22 protein-coding genes, 1 other RNA gene and 3 CRISPR repeat arrays are annotated in these 26,940 nt (G+C 47.0%); of the genes, 4 read left to right on the top strand and 19 right to left on the bottom strand.

From position 1 onward, the window contains the following. The first annotated feature begins 55 nt into the window (after positions 1-55). Positions 56-1,444, top strand: coding sequence for a transglycosylase SLT domain-containing protein (locus Q1B47_RS08535; RefSeq protein WP_299791672.1), 1,389 nt, complete (start codon positions 56-58; stop codon positions 1,442-1,444). A 302-nt stretch (positions 1,445-1,746) separates the two neighbouring features. Further along, positions 1,747-2,059: direct repeats of the CRISPR family, unit length 25 nt; unit sequence GTCTTAATCCCGTCTAAACCGGGCA. A gap of 354 nt (positions 2,060-2,413) precedes the next feature. Here the strand turns inward: Q1B47_RS08535 and Q1B47_RS08530 are convergent. From Q1B47_RS08530 to Q1B47_RS08520, 3 genes are all read right to left on the bottom strand, one after another. Beyond that, complete coding sequence (locus Q1B47_RS08530) at positions 2,414-3,142, bottom strand: GTPase domain-containing protein (RefSeq protein WP_299791669.1); 729 nt, start codon at positions 3,140-3,142, stop codon at positions 2,414-2,416. Positions 3,143-3,144: 2 nt separating this feature from the next. Further along, a complete protein-coding gene (locus Q1B47_RS08525; protein ID WP_299791666.1) occupies positions 3,145-4,026 on the bottom strand; it encodes a GTPase in 882 nt (293 codons plus the stop codon). A gap of 62 nt (positions 4,027-4,088) precedes the next feature. Continuing rightward, a complete protein-coding gene (locus Q1B47_RS08520; RefSeq protein ID WP_299791663.1) occupies positions 4,089-4,427 on the bottom strand; it encodes a YkvA family protein in 339 nt (112 codons plus the stop codon). Positions 4,428-5,241: 814 nt separating this feature from the next. Next, positions 5,242-6,270: direct repeats of the CRISPR family, unit length 37 nt; unit sequence GTCTTAATCCCTTAGTTCAGGGCGTGTCCCGTAGGAC. A 291-nt stretch (positions 6,271-6,561) separates the two neighbouring features. Between Q1B47_RS08520 and cas1 the strand changes: the two genes are divergently transcribed. Further along, positions 6,562-7,461 carry a CRISPR-associated endonuclease Cas1 gene (gene cas1 / locus Q1B47_RS08515; protein ID WP_299791660.1) on the top strand — a complete coding sequence of 300 codons (900 nt, stop codon included), beginning with the start codon at positions 6,562-6,564 and terminating at the stop codon, positions 7,459-7,461. 93 nt (positions 7,462-7,554) lie between these two features. After that, positions 7,555-7,758, top strand: coding sequence for a CRISPR-associated endonuclease Cas2 (locus tag Q1B47_RS08510; protein ID WP_299791658.1), 204 nt, complete (start codon positions 7,555-7,557; stop codon positions 7,756-7,758). A 39-nt stretch (positions 7,759-7,797) separates the two neighbouring features. Here the strand turns inward: Q1B47_RS08510 and Q1B47_RS08505 are convergent, their stop codons facing one another. The 16 genes from Q1B47_RS08505 to smpB form a co-directional block, all read right to left on the bottom strand. Then, the gene (locus Q1B47_RS08505; RefSeq protein ID WP_299791655.1) at positions 7,798-8,313 is read right to left on the bottom strand and encodes a hypothetical protein; all 516 of its coding nucleotides are present in this window, start codon (positions 8,311-8,313) and stop codon (positions 7,798-7,800) included. Positions 8,314-9,263: 950 nt separating this feature from the next. Next, positions 9,264-10,535, bottom strand: coding sequence for a CRISPR-associated ring nuclease Csm6 (gene csm6 / locus Q1B47_RS08500; protein ID WP_299791652.1), 1,272 nt, complete (start codon positions 10,533-10,535; stop codon positions 9,264-9,266). Between the two features lie 70 nt (positions 10,536-10,605). Beyond that, a complete protein-coding gene (locus tag Q1B47_RS08495) occupies positions 10,606-11,799 on the bottom strand; it encodes a DUF1887 family CARF protein (RefSeq protein ID WP_299791649.1) in 1,194 nt (397 codons plus the stop codon). 117 nt (positions 11,800-11,916) lie between these two features. Continuing rightward, positions 11,917-12,846 (bottom strand): CRISPR system precrRNA processing endoribonuclease RAMP protein Cas6, encoded by a 930-nt coding sequence (gene cas6 / locus Q1B47_RS08490; RefSeq protein ID WP_299791646.1) that lies wholly within the window; start codon positions 12,844-12,846, stop codon positions 11,917-11,919. A 2-nt stretch (positions 12,847-12,848) separates the two neighbouring features. Beyond that, the gene (gene cmr6, locus Q1B47_RS08485; protein WP_299791643.1) at positions 12,849-14,012 is read right to left on the bottom strand and encodes a type III-B CRISPR module RAMP protein Cmr6; all 1,164 of its coding nucleotides are present in this window, start codon (positions 14,010-14,012) and stop codon (positions 12,849-12,851) included. 12 nt (positions 14,013-14,024) lie between these two features. Beyond that, positions 14,025-14,414 (bottom strand): type III-B CRISPR module-associated protein Cmr5, encoded by a 390-nt coding sequence (gene cmr5 / locus Q1B47_RS08480; protein WP_299791640.1) that lies wholly within the window; start codon positions 14,412-14,414, stop codon positions 14,025-14,027. Between the two features lie 4 nt (positions 14,415-14,418). Then, entirely contained in the window at positions 14,419-15,294 is an 876-nt protein-coding gene (gene cmr4, locus Q1B47_RS08475) for a type III-B CRISPR module RAMP protein Cmr4 (protein ID WP_299791637.1), read from the bottom strand. A 4-nt stretch (positions 15,295-15,298) separates the two neighbouring features. Then, entirely contained in the window at positions 15,299-16,435 is a 1,137-nt protein-coding gene (locus Q1B47_RS08470) for a type III-B CRISPR module-associated Cmr3 family protein (RefSeq protein ID WP_299791634.1), read from the bottom strand. After that, positions 16,432-18,414, bottom strand: coding sequence for a type III-B CRISPR-associated protein Cas10/Cmr2 (gene cas10 / locus Q1B47_RS08465; RefSeq protein ID WP_299791631.1), 1,983 nt, complete (start codon positions 18,412-18,414; stop codon positions 16,432-16,434). Before cas10 ends, Q1B47_RS08470 begins: the two co-directional genes overlap by 4 nt. Next, positions 18,411-19,556, bottom strand: coding sequence for a type III-B CRISPR module RAMP protein Cmr1 (cmr1, locus tag Q1B47_RS08460; RefSeq protein ID WP_299791629.1), 1,146 nt, complete (start codon positions 19,554-19,556; stop codon positions 18,411-18,413). The genes cas10 and cmr1 overlap by 4 nt, the downstream gene beginning before the upstream one ends. Before the next feature lie 832 nt (positions 19,557-20,388). Then, a CRISPR array of direct repeats spans positions 20,389-20,903; the repeat unit is 28 nt; unit sequence GTCTTAATCCCGTCTAAACCGGGCAGGT. 959 nt (positions 20,904-21,862) lie between these two features. After that, positions 21,863-22,297, bottom strand: coding sequence for a hypothetical protein (locus Q1B47_RS08455; protein WP_299791627.1), 435 nt, complete (start codon positions 22,295-22,297; stop codon positions 21,863-21,865). 81 nt (positions 22,298-22,378) lie between these two features. Then, positions 22,379-22,564 (bottom strand): AlpA family transcriptional regulator, encoded by a 186-nt coding sequence (locus Q1B47_RS08450; protein WP_299791625.1) that lies wholly within the window; start codon positions 22,562-22,564, stop codon positions 22,379-22,381. A gap of 385 nt (positions 22,565-22,949) precedes the next feature. Beyond that, a complete protein-coding gene (locus Q1B47_RS08445) occupies positions 22,950-23,807 on the bottom strand; it encodes a hypothetical protein (protein WP_299791623.1) in 858 nt (285 codons plus the stop codon). Positions 23,808-23,820: 13 nt separating this feature from the next. After that, positions 23,821-25,062 carry an integrase domain-containing protein gene (locus Q1B47_RS08440; protein WP_299791621.1) on the bottom strand — a complete coding sequence of 414 codons (1,242 nt, stop codon included), beginning with the start codon at positions 25,060-25,062 and terminating at the stop codon, positions 23,821-23,823. Between the two features lie 175 nt (positions 25,063-25,237). Then, positions 25,238-25,593, bottom strand: a transfer-messenger RNA (tmRNA) gene (gene ssrA, locus Q1B47_RS08435). A gap of 159 nt (positions 25,594-25,752) precedes the next feature. After that, positions 25,753-26,250: an SsrA-binding protein SmpB gene (gene smpB, locus Q1B47_RS08430; protein ID WP_299791617.1), complete on the bottom strand. Its 498-nt coding sequence runs from the start codon at positions 26,248-26,250 to the stop codon at positions 25,753-25,755. Positions 26,251-26,492: 242 nt separating this feature from the next. Between smpB and Q1B47_RS08425 the strand changes: the two genes are divergently transcribed. Beyond that, a complete protein-coding gene (locus tag Q1B47_RS08425; RefSeq protein ID WP_299791614.1) occupies positions 26,493-26,924 on the top strand; it encodes an SRPBCC family protein in 432 nt (143 codons plus the stop codon). Positions 26,925-26,940: the final 16 nt, after the last annotated feature.

Raw genomic sequence — 26,940 nt, 5'->3', positions numbered from 1 at the left:
CGGCCAAGGGCACCGTTTTCCTCTTGCTAGAATCAAATGTGATTAGGAGTCAGCCATGCAAAGAACGATGCAAAAAGCTGCGCAAAAAACTGCGCACTCAATCAATATATTCAAAGTGGTTTATTTAAGCTTAATATTGACCACCCTGTCGGGCTCTGTTATCGCAAAAACGGATATATATGAGAAGATGGCTCAGCAAATGCAAAGCTATCAAAATCAATATAATAAAAATAACAGCCACTATCAGCAGCAATATAATCAGGGACTGCAAGAGTATCGCGACACTTACCGTCGACACTTATCAGACTATAAGAGCCGCGTTGAACAGCAATGGGGAGTTGCTGAAACAAGCACCCCTTCGAAGTTGGTATTATATACTCCCCAAATGACCGAAAAGCTGGTGGTCGACTACCAACAAAATCGCGTCATTGTGTCAAAACAGAATCAATCAACTGCCAATACTGAAGATCTTGAAAGCTTACTGGTTGACGCCCTTTCTATGCCGATAAGCCAGCTGTCGACTCGATTTGAGGTTGAGCCGGGGATGGCCCTTCCCAGAGCGGAGGCAGAAGCCGGAAAGGGGGTCAGTACTCTGGCTGAGTCACTCGCCATCAGTCCGGTAGATATTGCGCCTTTAGCAAAACAGATTATTGGTAATCAGGACGCCCAGGGGGAGGTTGATGCTGTTGAGAGGACCATCAAGGTGCTGTCAGACCACGCGCAGCAGATACAACAGAGTGGCAAAAATTTGGATGCCGACTCAAGCCGCAAAGAGCTGCAATACGCCAATCAGCTAAAGCTAGAGCGCCAAAGGGCCGAGAAATACCGTAAACATATTGAACAAGCATCTGTGAAGGCAAAATCAACGAGCTATCGGGGCAGTGTTAATCCGAGTCGCTGGCAGCGCTCCCAAGCCTATAGGCAATACGTGGCTCAGCAATCAAAAGCCAATGCAGTCCCTGAATCACTCATCTATGCCGTCATGGAAACTGAGTCGGACTTTAACCCGCTGGCCGTTTCACCTGTCTTTGCGCTAGGGCTGATGCAGGTGGTACCAACTACTGCGGGCATCGATGTCAATCAATACCTGTATAATGACCCCACTCCACCAGCCAAATCCACACTATTTCAGCCGCCGCAAAATGTACTCTTTGGTACGACTTACATCAAGCTCCTCTATTTTTCATATTTCACAAAAATTGATGATCCCACCAGCCGACTCTATTGCACTATCGCGGCTTACAATACCGGCATGGGGAATGTGGCCAAGGTCTTTAATGGAGATAGCATGTCTGTGAATAAGGCTGCGAAAAAGATTAACGGGATGACCAGCGAGCAGGTATATCAGCAGCTACTTCGTAACCTGCCAGCTCAAGAGACTCGCGACTATTTAGTCAAAGTGTTAGCGGCCATGCGTTATTATGATAACGAGCTGGCATCTTAATAAGATCTGCCCGTAAAGGCGCTGCCAATCAGTGCTTGGAGTCAATTTTTTATAAAAGAAGGGCGAGCTCATTTATCCGATAAGTATGAGGGATTTTAGTTCGGGAACCTTTGCTTGGCTCTAGAATATTGATAGTTCAGATATCTTAACTCCGCTTAAACTACTCACCACACCCGTGAAGAACACACCTTAAAAATCAGTACAGGTGCTGTTCTTTCGCTGTTATAGAAGGTGCTGCAGATAATGTCGTCGTGTAGGTCTCAAACAGCTATTATCAGCTTGATTTTCGATATAAATTTTAAGTCTTAATCCCGTCTAAACCGGGCAGGTATCAAAGCTGGTATTACCATCCCTTGGGCAACTGATGCAATTAGGTCTTAATCCCGTTTAAACCGGGCATGTCTCAAAGTGTGTCCCATTGGCCAATTCAGTACTAACGATTAGTCTTAATCCCGTCTAAACCGGGCAGGTCTCAAAGAATATAGATGAAAACGGAGAAGAGCTGGCATTATAGTCTTAATCCCGTCTAAACCGGGCATGTCTCAAAGATCTGGATCTCAGCAAGGATGAGTTTGATTTCTGTCTTAATCCCGTCTAAACCGGGCAGGTCTCAAACAATGTTGTTGGCATGATTGAGAATAATTGGTTTCTAGGTCCTTAATCCCGTTTAAGTTACTCACCTCATCCATGAGGTTCGCCCCGTTGGGGCCAGCGCAAGCGCTCTTCGTCATTTGCTCCTGCAATGTCGTCGGGCAGGTCTCAAACTCTACCCTATACAGGCTAGTGATATCAAGGGCTGTAGCGATGGTTTGCTTGGGAATGTGATATTTTTGTTGCGTTGTAACTCATTTTAACTTGTTTTACTGTGAGAGGTTTTATTAAACAGTGGCTTACAGGTGTTCTATTATGTTGCGTAATATGCACTCCCCTAAAAAATATCAAAGGAATAGTGGGTAACTTTTTCGTTCATCAACCTTCTTTGAGATAGGGCTGTAAATGCTTAGCAAGCTTATCTACCAGGCTATCCATGTTGAACTGCTCGGTGGCTGACAAGGTCACTAGTTGATCTTCGGAAAGAGCAAACAGGGTAGAGATCCTTTGGAGCTTTAGTTGGAGGCTATGTGTCTGTTCCCGGGATAACTCAAATGGCACTCTTCTGTTGAGTGGCTCAATCTTATCGACGGCATTCAGCGCTAGGATCACCTTACGTTTCTCATCTGGTGTCTTAAACAGTTGTGAAAATGCCCATTGATCGATTGTGTAGTCTCTCTGGTCGGCCCTTAGGAAATAGATGACAGAATGCGCTTTTTTTATCGCTTCCCGATATAGGTTGATATATTCGTGATCCAGATTGGGGGTTTCACCAATACCGGGAAGGTCAGCCAGAGAAAAGTGGCACAGTGCCTCGTGTGTCTGAAATCGGTATTCGGCAGATTGCATCACCCGGGTGCAACCCTCAATATCATTGGTGTCAAACACATCTTCTCCCACCAGCTGATTCAGTGTTGTCGATTTGCCATAGCCAGACTTACCGATGGCGATGACCTGGATATCATGAGACTGGTTATCGCCCCGTCGCCAACTTGAGGCCAGGGAGAGCACCGGCTGGCGATTATGCAAAAACGCAAATGAGTTTCTACGCTGGACCAATGCTGGCACATCGCGCTCAATTTTTACCGAACAGTGCAAATTCGTCATAATCACCAAAGCCCCAGTAAACCGCCAATACCACCAACCACTGCACCTACTACAGCGCCTGCCTTACCCGCTACTCTGCCGCCTATTTCACTGCCGCAGACTGCCCCTGCGACGGTACGTGAGATGACACGAGACAGCGAGCTTTTTACTTCCTGTCTGGCTTCATTGGAGAGGTTTTCCTCTTTTACCTCTTTGGCGACTGAGACCTTTTGCTCATCGGGTAGGGAGAAAACGATTTCGTCCACCAGCTTAGAGAGGCCAAACTTTTCATCTGCCGAGATGGGTATAACAGCAGACTGCTTGACTGAAAAGTTGTTCGCTACCCCGGCGACTTTCTGGTAGATGTTTTTCGCCTGAGTCAGCCCCGGTGTTCGGCTTGCACAATCCCAGTCTCTGAACGGTTCAACCTTGTCGACCTGATTGAGAACCATAATGAAAGGCTTGCCTTGCTGTAAGTGGGGCTTGACCACATTGAGATAAAAATCAATATCCACGGAATAGGCTCGGTCATCGGCTTTCAATACCCAAAGCACCAGATCCAGCTTGGGTAGCAGTTGCTGATAGAGCTCAGAATATTCATCATCCCGCTCTTGATTTTCTCCGACACCGGGCACATCCATTAAGGTTATCCCTTTGCCATTATCCAGGCCTAATATCATTTCCTGTGTTGAGCGGGTACAGGCATCGATATCCGAAACTTCGCAGATATCCTGACCAAATAGCGCATTACACAGAGAGGACTTACCGACCCCCGTTTTACCAAATACGCCAACAGCTGGCTTGTAATTCAGCATGCTGGAAATTTTTTCATTGATCCGTAGGGCTTGCTCTGCGGTAAAGTTCGCATCAGCCTCTTTTAAAATATCTACAATCATATTCATCATGATCCCTCATCGTGAGTTTACAAAGGTTAGGTTTCGGGTCTGGCGACGATTGCGGCTCGTGATTAACTGAACCATGCCTTCAGGCGTTCTTCTGCTCTGAGCTGGTGGCTTGCTTTCACATGGGTGGCGACAGTGGCCATGGCGGCTACTAATATGGTTATGTCGTCGGATAACCCAATGCCGGGAACCATATCCGGGATGGCATCGACAGGTAAGATCAGGTAGCCCAGAGCGGAGTAAATCACGCTCTTTGCCCAGATAGGCGTTGATGAGTCTTCGGCCGCATAATAGAGCTCTAACGCCAGTTGCAATGACTTGCGACCGAGTCGCTTCATGTACTTCGTCAGGGCTGACCAAAATCCCCGGTTGCTGAACTCATTGCTGTAATCGGATGTCATCATGCCGTCTTCCTCTTTGCCACTCTTCGATAGAATGAATATTAACCCAAAGGTTTACGCCTAGAGCTCAAACAAACTTGTCTGGGCTGACCAAGGAAAGGATGTGATCCGTATACGGGAGGGGGTAATGATTAACCGGTTGATTATTTGTGACTTCGCTTTGCAGTGAAGAAGGGGGAGGCGCGGCAATGGTAGATGTTTATAGATGGTTATAGGTGTTTATAGTTGATTGTTGCTGGGTTCGGGAAGCGAATTTTTGGACCTTCATCCCTTTTGGCAGGGCACTTCCCGTGGGACTAGCTAATAAGAAAGAGGGCGAGATCGGCTTTAAGTCTTAATCCCTTGGTTCAGGGCGTGTATCGTGAGTCTACCTCATAAGCTCACTCCCATCCATTCTCCTATCTCTTGGTTCAGAGCGTCTCTTCCCGTAGGACGTTACTTGCTTTATTCACAGCCTCATCATCTCTGGTCTTAATCCCTTAGTTCAGGGCGTGTCCAGTGGGACAAAAAGTAGATGTAATAGCAAGAAAGTATCTTAAGTCTTAATCCCTTGGTGCAGGGCGTGTCCCGTGGGGCTCAGAAATGTGATATTACAGGACAGCGCAGTCTTGTCTTAATCCCTTAGTTCAGGGCGTGTCCCGTAGGACTCAAGTTGAAATTGAACGCGTAGCTGGCGATATGTCTTAATCCCTTAGCTCAGGGCGTGTATCGTGAGTCTACCTCATAAGCTCACTCCCATCCATTCTCCTATCTCTTGGTGCAGAGCGTGTCCTCCCGTAGGACGTTACTTGCTTTATTCACAGCCTCATCATCTCTGGTCTTAATCCCTTAATTCAGGGCGCGTCCCGTGGGACTTGTTGTTGATACGCCTATGAATGTAACTGTAACGTCTTAATCCCTTGGTGCAGGGCATGTCCAGTCAGACTACATGGGAACAGAGCGTACGACAATACTCGGGCGTCTTAATCCTTTAGTTCAGGGCGTGTCCCGTAGGACACTAATGATCGCTCTTAGTGGAACTTACGATGAGTCTTAATCCCTTAGTTCAGGGCGTGTCCCGTAGGACGAGTGGGTAATGTGGGATGAGTATGCTAACTTGAGTCTTAATCCCTTAGTTCAGGGCGTGTCCCGTAGGACGTACAGCGCGCGCAGCCACATGGTTACCAGTCTGGGTCTTAATCCCTTAGTTCAGGGCGTGTCCCGTAGGACGTATCATGGAATCAAATCAGACCCGTTTCAACAAGTCTTAATCCCTTAGTTCAGGGCGTGTCCCGTAGGACAAAACCATTCCACGTATCTATCGTGCCCCGTACGTCTTAATCCCTTAGTTCAGGGCGTGTCCCGTAGGACTAATACATTACAAGACCTATTAGATGGGAGCAATGTCTTAATCCCTTAGTTCAGGGCGTGTCCCGTAGGACTTGTATTAAGACTTAACCAGTTGATTTTAGAAAGGTCTTAATCCCTTAGTTCAGGGCGTGTCCCGTAGGACATGACTATACGAAGAGAGGTGTGCATGGATGTTAGTCTTAATCCCTTAGTTCAGGGCGTGTCCCGTAGGACGAGATAGAACGGATAGCCCCACGAAGAGCACGTGTCTTAATCCCTTAGTTCAGGGCGTGTCCCGTAGGACCCATGAGTTGCAACTTCCTATACCGGAGTACGAGGTCTTAATCCCTTAGTTCAGGGCGTGTCCCGTAGGACGATAGGTAATATAATGAATTATGAAAACCATAAGGTCTTAATCCCTTAGTTCAGGGCGTGTCCCGTAGGACCGAAGGTGTTTTAACTCAGGAAGAGCTAACATACGTCTTAATCCCTTAGTTCAGGGCGTGTCCCGTAGGACAAGAGAAATTGTAACGCATTGTTTTTATTATGGCAATAACGCCATGAAACAAGTGTTTTAAACAAGTGCGAATTCATCCTGCTAGGCAAGCTGCGGGCCAATGATAAAACCACCACTGTATTATCAATAAATTACCTCTCATTTGATTTAAAAGCGGTGCACTCCCATCTGGGGCTAATCTTATCTGATACTGTCTAACAATGTGGTCATACAAACTTGTCTGGCGACTTTTTCTGGTGATGAGGGTCACACTCATGCTGAGAAGGGTCGTTAGATTACAAAGGAGTTGGTATGAGTATGATGGTTTTGGACGAGAAAGATTACGCCTTATCGGTTCGTGATGGCATGTTGTCGTGTGAACATCCGGATAAAGGGCGCCTAAGCATGCCTTGGGGGTCGCTGACGTTAATATTAATCGGCAGGCAGGTTAAACTTAGTTCGGATGTGCTGCTTGCCTTAGCCAGACATGAAATTCAGGTGCTATTTATTGGTGACAAGGGGACTGATCCGGCTAGCTTGATGCCGATGCGTCCTCCCGGCAGTGATATTCGTTTCAGGCAATACCGGGTGTGCTATCACAGTGAGGCTAGTGTCAGGCTTAGTCGTAAGTTGGTGACTCTCAAGACATTGCAGCAAAGTTGGGTACTGCATAAACTGGGTTTAGGTCTACCGCCCGGTTGGAACAATATGGTCGACACCCTGAAACAGGCTGACAACCTGATGTTGCAGGAAGCCAGGTTGTCGCATTTGTATTGGCAACAGTGGGCCGGTAAATTTGCGTATCTTGGATTTCATGGACGGAACAGGAGGCCACCTAAAGACCCGTTAAATGCACTCATATCGTTGGCCTCGGTGATGGAGGACGGTTTGCACGGCAAGGCATTACTGGCTCAGGGCTTGGATATTGGTCTTGGTGTTCATCATGCCACAGGTTATCGTCGTCAGAGTTTGATTTGTGATACCAAGGAGTTGACGCGGGGAAGAGTAGAGGTCTGGGTGGCAAAACTGTTTTTATCTGCAACCATAGATACCAGCTTGTTCGATATCAGCGAGTCGGGTTGTCGATTAACCTCGGCCGGACAGGCCATTTTCTATCCTGCCTGGCACAAGTTTGCCGCTACTCATGAGGGGCGTGTCAAAAGGGTGGCCCGTATCGTGCGACACACTATTGAACGAGAGGCCAGTCGATGACAGTGAAACCTCTTTGGCTACTCAGCTATGATATAGCCTGTCCCAAGCGGCTGCGGCGTGTGCATAAGCTTTGTGCCAGCCAAGGCTGGGGGATTGCAGAAGTCAGTGTATCTGTTAGCCGCTTTACCAAACGAACGGCGGGAGTTGTGCCGTAAGTTGGAGGCCATGATAGATGCAGAGCACGACAGGTTGCTGTGGCTGCCATTTTTACCCAATGCGCAGAGTTTCCATCTGGGGAAGAAGGGTGAGTGGCTAATTGTCCATGACGACGAACGCCTGAACGGATTTGTGTTTTAACTCTTTTCTCAGAGCTGGTGTTGTATTTTCGATCGTGGCTCACCCACCGCTGCACAGATTTAGCTGCGGTGTCCCTAGGGCTATTTTCATTTTTTTCAGCTGGTTGATACTACGGTGATAGTGATAGCTATCACCGTAGTGGGCTTCGACCTTCTTATCCAGCAACTGCGCCACTAGGCTGCTATGTATGATGTACTTGTGGCCGTCACAATATTTAAGCACGAATCGCTCCGCTTTCTCTGACAGCTCCATCCAGCAGCAGGCCAAATCTTGCTTGATGCTGCGGATCAGTGCCTTTTTCCCCAAGGACTGCAGATCCTGATTGATGCCCATGGCCACCAGCTTGAGCCCCTTCTTGGCTTTGAAGACTGTAACCGCTAGCAGTTGATGGTTCTGAAACACCAGCTTCCAGCGAACAGTGGTGTCCAGCAACTGCTGTCGTGAGGCAAAGTGCAGTCCACCTGTGACATCGGCATAACTGGCCTTGAGCAGTTGCCATACCTGTTCCAGATAAGGGCGCATGTCGTTATGGTGGATCAGAACGCGTATATTCATGACAAACCTCACAGGTTACCTCGCCTATAATGGCGAAGTGGTTGATTCGAGTGAGGCTTATGGTAGCTGAGGTAATAGGGGGCGACGGTGGTACAAGTTTGTCTGCTGGTTTGGTGGCGGCAGATATTTGTGCGGATTAGTGAGTGATACAGCCCTTGTGAACGGGAGTGCTGTTAGCTAGTCGAAGAGGCTAAAAGTAGCACAGGCTAAAAGTAGGTTTCCGACAGGAGGTGCTTAATCCCTTGGTTCAGGGCGCGTCCCTTGGCCCGTGGCCAATATGAACAACTTACAAGTAATGAATGACACGTACTAATCCCTTAGTTCAGGGCGTGTCCCGTGGGACTGAAGGAGAGCGCAATGAGTGAGAAGATGAGTCGTCTTAATCCCTTGGTTCAGGGCGTGTTCCGTGGAAACCGCATATGACAACACAAGGGCTCACATCAAAGAGTCTTAATCCCTTGAACAGGGCAAACTCTGCGAGATAGACCATAACTGGGCTCGCGCGTTCTTACCTAAGGCTTAATCCCTTAATTCAGGGCGTGTTTCGTGAGACGTAAAGTAATTGACGGTTACGTTGTAGGTGCAACGTTTTAATCCCTTGGTTCAGGGCCAATACAGTGCGCCAGAAGAAGTTCAAGCCACAGCAGTTCACTGCTAAGTCCTAATCCCTTAATTCAGGGCATATCCCTATAGATTAACTTTAACTGACAGGCATGTCACTAATCGTTAAATCATAATCCCTTTCTGAGCAAATAGGTATGGGGTGCGGGGGGGGAATTTTCTTTGAAACATCTGAGCTGACAATAGTTTTTTCACCACCTGATTTTCAAAGGCTTATCAATATGTCCGTGGTTATGCTGAAGTTCACCGACTTGCCCTCGGGACGCTTGTATTTTTTCATGGGGAAGCGTATCAGTGAGCGAAGGGCTGTTAGCCCTTCGCCACACAGATTAGTTCATGAATTTGATCTTATCGGCTTGTATGGCCAGCCCCTTAAAGTCTTGTACGGCGGTAGATACCTCACCTTTCATGTGATTGACATTCTGGATTTGGTAAAACTTTGCTAACTTCTTGCCCATAACCTCCTCCAGTGCTTTGTTGGTTTCACGCAGAAGGCGATGCCAGAGTGTAGTATGTTTTTTTATCAGCTCTGCTGCGTCGGTGTGGAGGTCTGCATTGAGCAGCTGGTGGGTGTTGTCGTTATCCTGCAGTAGCCAGCGGTTTCTAGGCTGTGGTGAGAGGCGGTCGAGGTAGTCTTTGAGCTCCCCATCTAAATCTTCAAGCGCCATTTTTGAATACTCATCACTGTGAGGTAAATGTAGTGGCAGCAAGGCGAGATAAAAGTCCCGTAGCCTCTGATTGAGTTCCCGGCATGTCATGCCTTTGCTGGGCGCTTCGATACCTTCTCCCGGGTTGTCTTTACTATCCTTGGCTAGCCAGCTGTAGAAGGCAAAGCAGTCTGGTTTCATGATAACTTCATAACCATCGCAATTGATCGCCAGGCGTTGATAATCTAGGTTGATACTGGCGCCTTCTGCATCGATGGTGTTGGCTTGGTTGATGCGTGATACCGTCTCGGTATAGGAGAGCTGGGTATTGCTGACCAGGGCTGTAGGCATCTCTTCACGCATCAGTACCAAAGGAATGGTCGCCAGAGTGACTTCAGCCTTGCTTAGATCGTGTCTTGATCCATTTCGGTCGGCACGCCAGGTTTCAAGTGGGGTTGGATAAAAGAAGTCCGGCACTATCTCATAGGGTTCGCTTACCAGCACATGACTCAGGCTGTCTTGATGTCGACCAAATAGGCTCATGGCGTAACCCATGGCAAATCCCATGGTTTTGCGACCACCGGCTAATGAGGCGTGTATCGTTACGTCAGGATGAGTGGTTTTATCACGAATAAACTGGGTAATATAATCGGCAATGATCTCCTGTTCGCGCTCCGATCGTACATCAACTATTTTTTCACCGTCATCGCCTCTGGGGATATGGATATGGTCTTGGGTAAAACTGATCGGTGGCAGCTGGTAGTCACGGCAGAACTGTTCAAGCTTATTGTCCGAGCCCATGAGAGCACTGATGAGTTTATCAGAGCCTGCCCCGGTGGTGATCACATGGATTTCACTCGGAAGCTGGCTCTTGTCTTTTTTATGGATGCCATAGAGGGTTTCGGTAATGATTTGTGGTGTCATTCCGGAAACCGCGATAAGGATATGTTTCATATATTACTCTCTTTTAGAAGCTGGGGGCGACGATAGGGCGCTCGGCTATTCTTGTCTGTCCATGTGGCACTCAACCTACGTGAATCAACCATCTCTTCAGCGCGTGTTGCAGTTTTTTTTCAGTTGCTTGTTCGCAGCAGAGAAAACGGTTGTGTTTGGCACGACTGCGGGCGGTATCGCTGAGTTGTTGGGCTGTCACCAGCATGGGGGAGCCAAACAGACCGCCGAGATTTTTACTCAGGGTATCGAGTTTATGGATGATGTCCTGGTTCTTGCTGCCGTGTTCCTCCTGCCTGAACCAGTTGCTGGCCTTGCACTCAATGGTCAGTAGCTGGTTGTTGTGCAGTACCAGTACATCGAATTCATTGGTGATATCTTCATTGTTAAAGTGGCGGCTGCCCTGGAGCCAGCGGCCTGAAACACTCATAGCGACCTCTTCGGCGCCACAATCTAGGGCGGTGAGATAGGTAAACTCTTCGAGCCAGCGACCGGCCAGATATTGGCAGACATTCTCGCTTTGGAAGTTAATATGCTGGCTGTGGCCATCCCAATGCAATAGCCCCTCCTCGCTCAGACGTTGGTAAAGGTGGGCATAATCGCTATGAGGGACACTTGGCATTGTTTGCACTTGGCTTTGCGGGTAATCTTTGGCTGCATTGGTTGCCATGGCCTGAATGGCGCCCAGCATCTTGTGACATTTATCTCCCAACTGTTCGGCGAGATACCGTGTTAGGGGGGCGCGTTGCAGTACCTCTTGGTCATTACCATGGCGGATGGCCTGATCATATTCAAAACTGTTTGCCAGCAGGTAGTCGTCCAGGCTCAGCACCGACTTGAATGGCAGGGTGAAGTCGACCCCCGGATTAAGTAGTGGGATCTCCTTATGTTCAGTGTCCGTGTAGATAACCAGAGCCTGTTGTTTATCCTGCTGGTTAAAGGCATTGGCGAAGGCCAGCGCCATTGGTTTTGTGCCACAGGTGGCGTTGAGTACCCAGTGGCAGGCGCCGTGATGAGTGGCCAGAAAATCGATGACTGAGTTGGCCTGTTTGTGTAGCTGCGACAGGCGGGTGCTGCTACCTCCCTGGCTATGCCATAATATCGGGATCTTGTTGCGGCGATAGAGGTTTTCAACTCGCTCGGCTTTATCTGCAAACTTGCTGTCGCCCAAAACCAGAACCACACCAATGCAGTTTTCATCTCCCAAAGTGGGGATGAGGTTCGGGATTAACTGTTCTGATACCAGATTGATATGTACGGTTTTCATGATAAATCCTAGTGCTTCGGTCTTGTTTCTATCATCTCTTATTTCAGCCTGATTTACGTGCAGGCAAGTTTGTGTGACTTAGTTTGAGTTATTCATTAACTAAGGAGGCCCAAGATATTACTGGGTGATGGCCACCTGCCAGTCAAAAGCGCCGAACCCAAAACTCGTCTTACTGCCAAGGTGGATCCAACGACCTATAGTTAACCAAGTCAGCAAGGGCAGCACACCAGGACCTATATAGGCCCAAGAGCCTTGGAAGCCCTCAATGTGGTGCCGATTGCGGGTTCTGGATGAGTAGCGTATAAGTGATTGCTCCTGAGTGTGCTCCCAAACTAAACACGTATTTTCAATGTCGGTGAGGTTTTCTAATACAGCCACTTTTTCCGCTTCGGTGACATTTTCAACGAGTTCAAGTAAACGTCTGGCAATCGCCTTACTTAAGGTTAATGCTGAAGGCGCTTGGGTCAGAACCCGACCTTGCTCTTTGATGTGCAGACGACTGCGGGTCGTGATTTGTGTTAGAAGTCTGTCTGGGGGCAAGTGACTCCATAATGGGGCATTTGTCAGGAAAGCATCGTCAAGACAAAACATGGTATTTTGTTGTTCCAATTGGAGTGGGGCATGGGTACTCCATAATAATCTTTCCCCATCAGGGCCTATGCGTGTTACCTGGTGAAGTTCAAATTGACTCCTTTTATGTCCAAGGCCCAACTCGCCTAATAGCTTAATGCTTTGTAATATTGCAGGTAAATCTTCTGTCATCGGGCCGAAAAGGGTGAGTTCAAATTGCAGCAATTCTCCCTTTAGCCAAGTATGTGAACCTTGAGGGGGAAAAATGGCAAATGGGCGTATGGCTCTCTGTTCGAGTGAGCCATAGCCCCATTGCCAAAGTTGAGGAGCTGTATCTTTTAACGCCCAGCCCCACCCTCCGTGGAAAGTGGAACCAGCATTTTCATCTAATTGACCTGCCTGCAGCATCTTGATACTGCAGCGTAGTGGGAGTATCGCAAGTCGGTTGGCAACATTCAGTAGAGCATCGAGTGCCATATTTATTCCTCGAGCTGTAAGAGTAGAGCTTTGCGCTCTTTTGCCTTCTCTTTTTTCTTCACTTTATGCCATAAACTGTGCACTTTGATCATTTGACTTAAAGCGAGTCGTTCATCCGAGACCCAGTTTTCATCGAGCGCACAGTGAACCAGAGCTGCAATTCCTTTATTAAGGTTCTCTTTGGCCTTGTTATCGATACAGGCTTGGAGGCACTTTTCAAGATCATCCACCTTGAGCCGATTGACTGACATGCTTTGACGTTTGATTTCATTGCGACGCTTTTCTTTGCGCTCATTCACTTGTTGCTTTATGTCTCTCAGCATGTTTTTTGCGGCAAACTGGCCCTCTCGAATGGGCTGCATCAGCCCATAGCCCACCGCAGTCTTTGCACCGATCCCTAGCACTGATAGTGCCTCTGCCAGTGCTTCATTGACTCTTGGCAGTAGAGCGCGGGTTTTGTCATCACGTGCAGCCATGGAAAAGAGGAAGTTGGCTTTCTTAACCGCAAGAAAGCTAATGGGTGTTGGGCTTTGCCAGTCAGCCGGAACTGCATTGGGTTTCCCGGGGGACGTCGCTCCTTGTTGATACCAATCCCCGCAATGGGGAGTCATTATATCAAGTGTCAGTTCGGGACAATTAAGAGGTGTCGCATCGAACAGGATGAGGTTGCCAATCTGTGAGGTGTCACTTTCCCGCTCGTTGCCCAGCAACAACAGGAGCTCTTCCTTGGTAAAGGTCTTTGGGGCCCAGATGGTTAACCAGGTTCGAAGCATCCCTTTAATGGAGGAGGCTGGCAAATAGGGGGTAGCCAAATTATGGTGCCAAAGAAAGCCATTTTCTAAGGGGTGTGCCTCGCCGGTACCGGTAACCATGTGCCAATCTAGAGTTGCAGAAAGAGCACTGCCATCGAGTTGGTTTATCAGGCTGAGCTGTTTTATGCGAAAACGCTCGAGAGACGCTTGATTGCCGCACTCTCCCTCCAACCAGCTCAAGGGGTGCTTGCCTGCCCCATTGTTGCTTAGTTTATCGACTTTCCATTTCGTGTCATATCCTCCGAACCATCGGTCAAAAAGCAGCCCTTTATTTATCTCTTTGCCGAAGAGATTGATATGGCGGGCATGCTCTGAGGCGTGATATAGAGGTAGTTGTTGCAGATATTCAGCCATAAATACTTCCTTTTATTTGCCGTTGTCCAGCATGGCTCGAGCAAATTTTCGCGTCCATATTAGCAGTGCCAAGGCTTCAGCCTGAGCCTGTTGGTATTGCTGCATGTCTCCCTGAGTCAGGCTACTCATTAGATCTCGGCTCTGATACAGTTTACGTTCTTCGCAGATCCATTTTTGCAGTATTTGATGGAAAAAATCCCAGCCTTTTCCATCAGTTTTATCTTTTTTGCTCAAGGCAAAGGCCAGAGTTTGCCCTAGTCCGGTACGCTGGATCTGTGCGGGTATACTATTAGCGACAGTTCTGATCTGTTTTTGCTCTCCTGCTGGTAACTCTTTGGCACTGTTGAGTATACGAAGGGAAAAGTCGGCCCGTTGTTGTGTGATCAATTGCATTGATTTCATCTGGTTACCCCTCTAGGCTCGTGAGTTTGACCCAACCCATTCCTGTGGTTTCATTACCGCCTACCTGTAGATATGGGTGGTCTTCAAGCATGCGAGCTTTGAGCTGGTTTCTCAGTGTTTCGGCCTTCAGTCCAGATTTGTCGCGAGCATCATTGACCATGATAAGGGAGTAGAATAGCGTCTCAGGTGGCAGAGCCTCTTCATACCAGAGCGCACCATCCACGACACTCTTAGTCTCATAGTCAATGGCAATATGTGGATGTAAAGGGATGGCTGCCTGGCTCAAGTGGGAAAATTGGTCATTACTGATCAGGACCAGTTGTTGGGCAACCTCTTCAGCATCTAATTCGCTGAAGCGGGCCAGTAAATCACACCAGCTTCTAAGGACTGTTGACTCTTGTTGGCTGAATGCGTATTCCTCCAGATAGAGGCGATCTGATTCTTTATGACAAACAAGGGCATCGAGGTTCTGGACTGTTGGGATCTCGAGAGATTGTGCTTGCCCGGCTCGGGCCATGTCTGCCAGTAGCCTGCGCATCATTGCGGGGCAGGTGACGTAGCGGGTATGAGTGGTGAGAGATCTTACGGGTAGCCATATCAGACGGGCATCAGAAATCATTAAAGCTCCGGCATGGTGCTTCTCACTACCGACTCCTTCGCCTAGAGCCTCTGGACCGAATAAAGTAATTAAGCTCTGATCTTTCTGGCGTCGGGTGGCTGCACTACGCATCGCCCCCTTCAGGGAAGAGCCAAAAACGACAGGCCAGCCAGTGTGAGCTTCGCGCTGAATAGGAAGGTCAACGACTCCATCTTTTTCGCCGCTTCCGGCATGGATCCATGTGTGAGCATTCAAACCAAGTACTAGTGTATTGTTATTCATTTTGTTATCCCTTCAATGTGTCGTTCCACCATCCCATAGCGAGATGGCCGTATCCCCAAGCTGTATCACTGCCTACATGCAGAGACTGTTGGTTGAACGATGTTTGGTTGAAAAAAAAGACCGAACCAGCAGGCACTAGGCTACGAACGGGACGTGGTTGGTGACGTAACAGATCCCAACCTCCTTGTCGGCGAACCTTTGGAGTGGCCACAGATATTAATGTCAGTGCTTCCCCCCCCAGCTCTCCCTGCCAGCAAAGGTTTCCATCCTCTTTTGAGTGACGGATAAAACCCGGTAATGGCCAGGTCGTGTCTGTTATAGGAATATCGGTGAGAGCGATAGCCATTAAACGGTCTTTCTTTGATTGCTTGGCTTTTAGCATGAATGGCTGGGAGGCTGGTCGAACTTGGATTTCGGCCATACGTCCCTCTCCACCCAAGCGCACTAAAGGGTTGTCTGCCAGGCTTTGCCTTAGTTGCTGTTCCAATTCAGGTGTGAGCCCATCCAGAGTGACCATTACGGCAACTCCCTGCTTTGGTCTAAGGTGGCGTGTTTGGTATAGTTGGCCGTCGAGTGCGCTATGGCTGTGATGGTCTAATGCTATCCCTAGTCGGTACTCATCTTCGAAAAAGTCTTCTAGTGTTAGGGTTTTCATTTTAGCTGGCGCATCATATCCAGCTAACAAGTGAGCGAGGGACTTGTAATCCAACCAATGCCCTTCCAGTGGTTTTACCCCAGGTTTAATATTGGAAGGTAAGCTTGGCAGGCGGACTAGCCCCAAATCGCAATTCACAGGTGTACCAGGTGTCAGCCTGACAAAGCCTTCTCCCTGGGCTTGTTGCAGCAGATGGGCCGGAGCCGGAAAGTAGTCTTTATCATCTACCTGTAACCAGGGGCCAGCGAGATGTAATTCACCTGTGTTATCCGCATTTCCCCACCAATCAGGTGTAGTGGTCATTGAGTTTTTTAGTTGAAGCCAATCAAGTCCAATCATATCTCCCAGTCGGGTACGTAGTGCTCCCATCAGTGTGGAAGGCGAAGGTGGAAATTGGTTACCAAGAGCGGTTCCCCCCAAGCTATCCATAGGTCTGGACTCGCGGAAAAACCAGGTGTCAACCGGGTGAAAAGCTAAGGTTATCATACTGATTCTCCAGTGGTTGGCTGTGTTAATGCTCCAGCGGTATGATAGGCCGTTTGAAGGAAGCGAAGTAGCAGGGCACCGTCAACATTTAGCCTGTTATAAGAGCTGACAGTGAAGTGATCACCATCCGTGGTACGTCTGTACTGTTTGCATAGTTGCACTAATTCACAAAACCACCATTCCGGTGGAGTATTTTTCAGCTCATCTCCTGCCTGTGAATGCAGATATTCTGCGCGGATCAGAGTAACCATTGCTTCTTCTGTCAGCGGGTGTTCACCATCTAGTCTGAGCTCGATAATCAATTTTCGGAGCTTGAAAATAAAGCTGTTACTGATAGCACCATTGGCGAAGGCATTGAGTAGACGTTCAAAACGGTTGCCCTGTTCATCAAACAGGACTGACCAAGGCGCGCTCCAACAAAGATGGGGCTTGTCTCGCTTCCACACTTTAATTGCTAAGGCATCGCGTCCTGTTTGCTCTTTGGCGATGTCATCGAGTAAATGGTGGGCATCAAAGATCAGAGAGCGTAATGGCCACTTAATATGACCTATGTTGATGGCACCAGATAGGGTGGTGATAATGTTGGTGTTGTGCTGTCTGTTTTGCTCATCAAAGCAGGCTTTATAGTATAGTCGCAGGGCTTGAGCACAGGGTATTGCGTCGCTGACACCTAGTAGTGCCAACACGTCATCGCCACCAGCATAAATGAGAAAACCATTATGTTGTTTTACAATATTAGCTGCTTCACTGGTAAAGCGGTTTAATGCCGCACTTATCCCCTCCTGTTTACCTGTATCCCCCATCTGAGTACCCAAACTGTCACCATCCATTAAAAGAACAGCGTAGTAAGGGTGGGGAGAGCCAATGGCCGATTGTCGTTGTAATGTGGTAAGTGCTCGCTTTGCCTTTTCTAGTGCTGGCTGATTGACGAGTTTAATTTGATTGTTTTGTTGATTAAGTAAAAAGTCGAACCACAGAGAGCCGTCTATACCAGCAAGTGTGGGGTCTACATCATGAAGATCACATGCAGATTTCACTGAAGGCAATAATGAATCTCGCTCACTGCCTATATCCAGTAATGCCTCATTGATTGCGTGGTAATACTGGTCAAGCAAATCCCGATTGCCGCTGTCATTGACCTTCGCAAAGCATTTTTCTAGCCAACGGCCGGCAGCTATGTGTGCCAGACTCGGTACTGCATGTGGTAATGACCAACCTTTGAGAGTCCAGTCGCCTGGCATGGGCAGACACAGTTCAGAGAAGTAGCGTGAGAATCTACGTTTTATAAAGGCCAATGCACAGAGGTATTCTCCTTCTCGAATATCTGTGGTAATGGCTTTACCTGTTCCATTACGGAGTGTTTCCCAGAAGTTAGTTAAACCCTGACTGCTTGGAGTGCTGAGACCAGAGAGTTCTTGCCAGCCATCCATCAGCATGCATTTTACGCCTGGTTCATCCGGTGATACATGACTGCGCCAGTTTTTTCGCTGATCAAGAAGGTTGCTGGCGTTGGCATCATCGGACAGTACCCAGTTCATCTCCCAAAACCCGTTGACCTGTCTATCCCAGATAATTTTGCATTGTTTGAGTAGTTCTTCGCCCAGTAATTGTTCCAGCGACGCTATGTCCTCCTCCCAGATCTGCATGGCCATTGCTTGCCATGCTTGGTTGACACTATTACAGATCTGTTTAGGGTCAAAGTTGCTGTCTACTTGGGCACTGATTGCCTTGAAACGATTGGGAATGGCTCCCTGCTGAGGAGGAGTGCCTTCCCCCTTGCCACACAGCCAAGCCATATAGTCGCTTTTGGGGGAGGGAAACTGGACCTCTCCACCTTGTGCCTCTACAGCCTTAATGGCGACAGATGAGAGCCAGCTAAGAATAAAAGAGCCAGCCCAGAAGTCACGGGTACGTCTGGCTTGGGCGACAAAGGCCTGTACCGGTCCTAAAGTAAAGTGGTAATAGTGTTGATTACTCATGCTGTCAGCTCCTTGCCATCGCAATGCTGAATAAAGTCTTCGATCACCTTCCATTCAGGAGAAAAAGAGATAAAAAAAGATTTTTTGTGTTTTATTTTGATCTCTTCGCCTTTTGGTAGAAACACGGCAGGTAGTAACGTTGTTATCATTTGCAGTTTTCCATCAGGGAACTCATGTAGATGTGCCAGTAGAGGTGAGGCGCGTCGCTCGTGATCTTCAGGATTTACCTCTACTTTCTGTTTGTTATGAATGAAAAATACATTATGAGGTAAGCCAAAAACAGCGCGTCGAGGTGCAGATTTTATAGGAATCCCCTCTACACAGTTACTAAGATTTTGAGCATCACTTTTGAATAAACCAAGCCCATTTGAACCTCCAATTTTACTCTGATCTGAGAGGCGGTAGACCATCATTTGCTTACCGTACTCGTTGAGCAAAGTCTTTGGCACATTGGAATGAAGTGGTAGAGACCAGCAGCGTGTCTTATTGCTCCATGCGGTAAACGGGGGAAGCAAATCGTTGTCACAGTTTTCGTTTAACGCCTGTAACCATTGTTTAAGTTGTTCTGGAGTTTGAGGGCAGGGTAACTCATTGCCGTCCAGAGCTAGGTCTTGGATACTAAGGGAGCCAAAACCTTTACGAGCACGGGCTCCAATGCTACCCAGCAAGCCTAAGGCAAGTAGTGCTTGCTGGATTGATACACTCTGTTGTTCGGTTAGCGTCTCTTCTCGCCAGACACACCTTACTGTTACATTGCCGCTAAGGCCGGGACGTGTCGTGCCTTCATTACGACAATGCATTCCTTGCCCAAGTAAGTAGGCCAGACCAGGGGGCAACTTTTCCTTGGCCTGAAAAACTTCACTATCTAACTTACCAGCTACTCGCAATAGTACTTTAGCTTGTTGACCAGTTTGACCTGCTGCTGAGCCAAATAAGTACGATTCTTCATTATGAAGAGCTTTAAGCGCATCATTATCGTTATCATGTAATTTGCGTATGGGACTCCAATTTATTGTTCTCCACCAGAAACGCAAAGCGCCTTTTATTGCTGGTGGGCGTACACAGTCCCCTTTTTTTAACGCCTCGTGTCCTCCAGCAACCAAGGGGCTGGATACCTTATAGCAGGCTTTCAATTCCTTCATGGTGCTACTTCCTTATACTTGGTCCGTGTTTTAGGATGCTCAAAGTTGTTATAAAGACTTATGAAATCTGTTTGTTATTAGCTTGTTGCCATTTTTTGTGTATGTTTTGTAACACAAAGCACTGAGGTAAAGTTTGCGTTGCCGCATGTTTTTAACTATTGCCCTTGCTCTTACGTGGCAAAGATTATAGTCGTTGCAAACGGCATAACAGCCGAAGCCCTATAGGGTGCAATTACTGGTTTTGAGCACGCTTGAGAATATAACCTGAGATTGTAGCTTGTGACGGGAGACAAGTTTGTCTGAAGGGGGGGATGTAGTCTTGCATTCCGTTGCGCCTTTTTATGTATCAGTTTTATTTAGGGCTATATTCCGTACAACCCTAGCTCTTCCATTAGCTTAATGGAGGAGTAACAGTAAGTTATTGTTTGTTGTTTTGCAATCTGGATATTTTTTGGGGAAAGGGAATTATTACTTCGGTACTTTCGCTTAGTAATAAAAAGCTGAAGAGTATCTGGTTAAGCATCATGAGAAACATGCACTACTGCTGTTACGTCTTGGTGAGCACTTACATATCGGAGGTAAAACCACTTTTGGCTTAGGCAAGTATCAGCTCATTCAACCAAGTCTAACGTAATACTCCTCTAGCTAGAAGGGAAATCAAAAGCCGTGACAGACCGTTACGGCTTTTTTGCTTCATCCCGTCTAATTACTCGCCTCATCCATGAGGTTCGCCCTGTTGGGGCCAGCGCAAGCGCTGTTTGTCATTTGCTCCTGCAATGTCGTCGGGCAGGTCTCAAAGTATCATTATGGATGTTGGGGCTGAGCACCCAGAGTCTTAATCCCGTCTAAACCGGGCAGGTCTCAAAGCCGTACTATTCACCCACTTAACCAGATTAATTCGTCTTAATCCCGTCTAAACCGGGCAGGTCTCAAAGGAGTACCAAGCAAATTTGTACCGGTAGCTGCTGCGTCTTAATCCCGTCTAAACCGGGCAGGTATCAAAGCAAAGAGATCTGTGCCTGCATTTTTCAACTACATCGGTCTTAATCCCGTCTAAACCGGGCAGGTATCAAAGAAAAAGAACAAGGTAGCATGTCTAATTTAGATGATGTCTTAATCCCGTCTAAACCGGGCAGGTATCAAAGTCCTAGTCAGTTTAGGAAAAGGGGTTGCACTGTTAGTGTCTTAATCCCGTCTAAACCGGGCAGGTATCAAAGCATACTTTTTGATGGTCAGCGACCACAATGGGAAGTCTTAATCCCGTCTAAACCGGGCAGGTCTCAAAGATTGAAAGAGGTCAGTCCTATAAAGGCTTAAATGTCTTAATCCCGTCTAAACCGGGCAGGTCTCAAAGACTACCTTATACAGGCCTGTGATATCAAGGGCTGTAGCGATGGTTTGCTTGAGAATCTGATATTTCCATTATGATGGCTCATTATTCAACCTTTTCCATACAGGTTTACTTGTTTTGCGTTTGAAATGCTATGTAAGTAACTGTTTTTAAAGCTTGCTTGGTTTTGTGGTGTTTAACGGCTTAAAATGTCATTTTTTAACTTATTTAGTTATAAGTAAATGTTTTGAAAAATGGTTTAGTTATATGTCTAAGATAAATTGCGGTGGCCAAATCACGATACCGGTACCATCTGCTTTACGTTGTGCTATGTCTCTACCACATAACGGATAATAGGCGATACGATCGGTTTTGGCGCTTTTTTCCACTTATTTACCAAAAAACTTAAGATTCAAAAAAGAGGCGTGGTCATCAAAATCAGTAACGTTAAAGTTAGGCTTTGACGCAAATAATGGAACACTTGAAATTTGTACGTTATAACTCGGTCTGTTCAGGCTTTCTAGTTATTCCTAGTTATTCCTAGTTGTGATTTTAAGCCGTCTCAGGCCGCGCTTATCTAGCGCTTTCTGTGAATGTCTGCTCTGTCGCCTAATCTCCCCAGGCTCTATGATCGGCAATATTGAATTTATTTCGGGCATCTAAGCCATTTGCGATAGGTTGTTTGTCTATATACAGCGTTTCATTGGTGATGCGACAGCAGTGATAACATCTATGGTACTTTATGGTGTGGTCATGTGTGCTTTCCTGAAGTCTTTCGAACCTTGATGAACCACATTTACATTCCATTTTTAGTATCCCCTATGGTTATATTAAAAGCTGTCCGGTTTTCGGATGCTGGTGGTGACTTTATGCCTTTATAGCTGTCCGATTTTTAGGGAGTGGCCTGTATTATCATCATCATAATCTAGGACCAGTGTCCGATTTTGGGTTTGTTAAGACTAAAAACCGGACCAAGCTACTTTTTGATATCTTCGTATTCTTTAATGAAATCTACGCAGGGCTTTCTAGTTGGTCGAACATCGATTTTTCCGTTGCATTCGTTAATGGGTTGCCATGTGAGTGCATATAGTGATGGCATATTCGCGCCCGTTTCAAAGTTCTTGCCGCCGATACGGGTTCGTACTATCAACTCATTGGCTAGCAAGGCCTTGATGGCTCTGCTTAGGGTGTCTTGACTTTTAAAACCGTAATGACGCAATTGAGTCAGGCACGCGCTGAGATCACCGTTGTTATGGCCATTGTATTGAGCTGCAATATAATTCAGCAGGCTGTGAGCTGAGTAGTTTAGGCGGTAATATCTAGGACTGGTTAAAACAACCCTAGGTATTACCGCTACACCGTATTTTCGGTAGTAGTCCACCATGTATGGATTCTTACTTTTCTTAGCCATAGTTAGCCTTGGAACATATTGTTTGGTTTTCCTAACTAAATGATGCCCGAGTTGTTAAGCCTACCCGGGCATCGTTCGCACTTAGGTATTATCACGCTCGGCGATACGCTGCTCGATCCATAAGCTGATTTCTGAGTCAAGCCAGCCGACGGCGCGAGCGCCTAATGGCAGAGGTTTGGGGAACTGCTTAAGAGCGATATGTTCATAGATAGTTGAGCGGGCCAGGCCGGTCACGGTTATGACTTCTTTTAGTCGTAGGATCTTCATGGGCATCTCCGTAAGTTAGTAGTGCTTATTGTGCGAAGGCAGTTTACAAAATTAAGGAGTGATAAATGCGTCAGTTAATTAACTGTGCGCATCAGTTAATTAACTGACGCATTTTTAGAGTAAGACCTTGTGTCGATTTTACTGGGGAAGAGAGATAGTGGTACGGGACAATTCAGGTAAGAAGAAGGTATTTAATTGTTTATCTGGAGTAGAAGGGGAATTTGGTTTGATTATCAATGGGCGGATCATAATTAGGTCGTTTGTTGTTTACTGAACTACAGTCATTTCGTTGGCTCATACTACCGTAAGAGGGAGCACAAGCTTAGAGGTGTTGTGCGCCCCGATTTAAAAGTGATTGAGTGGTGTGGTGTCCGTGAATTAGTTGCTATTTCGTCCAGCGTTGAAAAGTCACTTTCTCAGCCGGCACTTCTTTTGATTTTTTTGCGCAAAATGACTCGATAATGTCATATTGCGCGCTACGGGAAGTAATACCTTCAAGCTCGGGTACCATTTGTAGAACCACTTTTAACATCTCACTTTGTTTCTGTTCGGTTCGTGGCTTTCTTTGGCTATGAGTCATGGTGCAATGAATTAGTTGTGCCAGTTCGCAATTGTGAAGATTTTCCGGCAATTGGTCGTTATACATATTTTGAGTAAACTCATTAAGCTCTGTTCTGGTGATTGTCAGTAGATCAACATTGGGATGCACCTTTTGAGCCATTTCATGATAACCGAGATTAGTAAACCATCGAGCAATACTGCGTCTTGATGCGTGGGCATCAGATGAACCAAATATGGCTGGCTGAACTATTTCGAGGATGCTCTTTTCTGGCATATAACTCGCAATTTCAAACTCATTTAACAGTCCATCCAATAGCTCTTTCGACATTTCGAATTGCTGCAGTTCTTTTAGGCTTGTAGAGGTATTTCCTGTGTTGAGCTGGAGAGCTAGCACTTGCTCCGCATATTCATCATGCCCGAGCTCGTGAAGCCAGCGGGCAATATTGTCTCTAGTTGCTTGGGCATCAGATGAACCAAATATAGTTGGCTGAACTATTTCCAGAATGCTCTTTGCTGGCATATGACGAGCAAGTTCAAACTCATTCAACACCCCACCTAATATCTCCTTTAATATCTCGAATTGGTGTTGTTCTTTTAGGGCTATAGAGGCATATTCTGTATCGTTCACAAGGGCTACCACTTGCTTCGCAGAAAGTGATGTTGAAAATCTGGATATATTCATATTTTCCCATCTTTTACTGATTTATAAGGTGTAAGTGTTTTGTATGCGGTGCAAAACTTAAATCCCCTTTGGCCGCATCTATAATATATTCGCTCCACCAGCACATTAGCTTTCGTCGCCGCTCGATGTATTCGGCTCTGTTGTAGGCGCTTCTGACCTGGTTCTTGTCTTCGTGTGACAGGCAGCTTTCGATCAGCTCGATATCAAAGCCCTGTTCGTTGAGGGTAGTACTGGCCAATGCACGCAGGCCGTGGGCAACGAGTTTACCGTGAAACCCCATACGCTTGATGGCGACATTGGCCGTGCTGGTATTAGCATGGACATGCGGGTTTCTGTCTGATGGGAAAATATATTCTCTGTGGCCACTGATGTCGTTAATTTTCTCCAGTAATGCAATGCAATGTGGGCTTAAAGGAACGGTATGGGGCTTTTTCTTTTTCATTCGCTCGGCAGGAATAACCCAAAGCATTTTGTCTCTGTCGATCTCCTCCCATCGAGCACCAGCCGCTTCGCCAGGTCGGGTCATAGTATGTAGCTGCCATTCAATTAAGGCGTGGGTGACACGTTTGATGCTGGCGTTGGCTAGTGCAAGCATAAACTCCGGAAGCTGTTCAGGCTTAATAGTGGGCATATGCTTTTCGGTGTGGTTGCCGAAGGCATCACTGATCTTGGCTAGGGGGTTATGCGCTACCTTGCCGGTGTTAACGGCATAGCTCATCACTTCATTGAGTCGTTGGCAGACACGTTTGACTGTTTCCAAACTACCTTTGGCGGCAAGCGGCCTTAAAGTCTCAATTACACCAGGCGCCGTAATCATATGCAGAGGCTTATTGCCAAGGGCTGGGAAGATGTGCAGTTCAAGTGATCTGAACAGCTTATGGGCGTGGTCTGGTGTTACCTTTGTCTTTTTTACCTCTAACCACTCTCTGGCGACTGTCTCTAAGGTATTGGCATGGGCCAATACCGCTTGGCGCTGCTGTTCTTCACGGTGTTGCTTAGGATCAATGTTTTGGCTGAGAAGTTCTCTGGCTTCAATTGCGTCACTTCTCGCTTTGGCCAGTGTTACCTTTGGGTAACTGCCGAGCCCGAGGTTAGTACGCTTCTTGGTAATAGGACGACGGTAGTTGAAAAGCCATATTTTGCTGCCATTTGGCCTGATCCGTAGAGATAAGCCGTCACCATCACTGAGGTTATACTCTTTATCCCTAGGCTTGGCGGCTTTTATCTTAGTATCTGAGAGGGCATGTCTGATCATAGCTCCATCCAAAGGTAACACCAGTTGAACACTATTTGTTCAGTGTTACCTATATTGTTGCTTTATGCAATGGATGTTAACAAATCATGGCAGAGTGGAATGGACATAAAAAAGCCGCTAAACCTTGTTTTAATTAGGTTTAGCGGCTCTTGTCGGACGTTTCCGTCCTTGCATTTGGTGGAGGCGGCGGGGCTCGAACCCGCGTCCAAAAAGCCTACATCCAAGGCGCTACATGCTTAGTCTCTCTATTGGTTAACCAACTACACTCCGAAAGACAGGATTGTAATTGGCGAGTCCGGTACTGTTTCGCGGTTCACCCCCGAACAAGGTTCCCTCGCTATCAAATGTAAAGGTGACCATCTTAATACTCTGCCCATTTGAGAAACGTGAGCAAGATGGCTAGCTAGCCTAAGCTGCTAGAGCGTAGTTATCGTCGTTTGCAACTATAACTGTGCGGCTTTTTACGAGGCCAACCGCCCCTCGGCATGCTCCCAGGGTTTCGAGAATCTTGTCGAATCCAGAATCGCCCCCAAGTACAATTACGATTGTAACGTGTTACAGCCCGTTTACCAAGCGTGTTTTACAACATCTACACTCGTTTGTTCGTTATCCATACGTTTAACAGTGATATAGCAGTGAAATGAGCAAATGGTATTCGTCACTCAAATCGATAGCTCTGCACTGGTGGCTTTATTCACCACGTACGGCTTTTTTCATTGTGCGGGATTTTTCAATCTGCCACTCTCTGTCTTTGGTGTCGTCACGCTTATCGTGTTCTTTCTTACCTTTACCAAGACCTATCTCGAGTTTTACCCATGCGCCTTTCTGCCAATACATAGAGATTGGCACGATAGAGTAGCCCTTACGATCGACGAGTCCCTGCAACTTATCTAACTCTTTACGTTTAAGTAGCAGTTTACGCGAACGCATTGGATCACAGACAACGTGTGTCGAAGCGGTATTCAATGGGGCTATGGTACATCCGAAAAGAAAGGCTTCGCCGTCTCTCAGAAACACATAACTTTCAGACAAGTTTACCTTGCCCATACGAATAGACTTCACTTCCCATCCCATCAGGGATAGACCTGCTTCCATCTTCTCTTCGAACTTGTAGTCGAAGGTCGCGCGTTTATTACGTGCGATAGATGCGGAGGAGTTTTTTGATTTTTTTGCGTTTTTCTTAGCCATAGGCTGGCTATTATACTCGGCGTTAGATTTTTTGGAATTGCTCCTACCAATTTATTCGACGATTTTTGATAATTGCAGTGTCTTTGGCTGGTTTTTATACATCTTATTGCTCCCATGGGGGGGGGCAGCTGAGATGGCTGTTATAGCGGAAATGACCGGAAATATGCGTTTTACGATGTTCGTGTTAAAATCTCATCTAATCGTAACCAGTATCAATAATCCTTATCAGGTTAAAGAGTCAGATGCCACAGATATCCCGCAGTGTGTTAGTGCGCTTTAGTGCAATGCAGATGTATGAAATTGTTAATGATGTCGAATCTTATAAAGAGTTCCTGCCCGGGTGCGTCGGTGGCAAGGTATTAGAGTTCGATGGTGAGACCATGCTGGCTTCGGTCGATGTTTCAAAAGCCGGGATCAGCAAAACCTTTACCACCAGAAACCAAATTATCCCGGGTAAAAGTATTCAACTCGCACTCGAAAATGGCCCATTCAACCACCTGGTCGGTGAGTGGCGATTTACCGAGTTGACAGAAGATGCCTGTAAGATCGACTTCGAGTTGAACTTCGAGTTCTCCAGTAGCCTGGTTGATATTGCCTTCGGTAAAATTTTCAAAGAGTTGGTGGCTTCTATGGTGACAGCCTTTACCGGCAGGGCAAAAGTGATATACCGATAAGTGACCCATCTGTCTG

The sequence above is a fragment of the uncultured Shewanella sp. genome (genome assembly GCF_947501225.1).
GTDB lineage: Bacteria > Pseudomonadota > Gammaproteobacteria > Enterobacterales > Shewanellaceae > Shewanella.
Note: the sequence above shows the minus strand (reverse complement) of the source record. Positions and strands in the feature narration are given on the sequence as shown.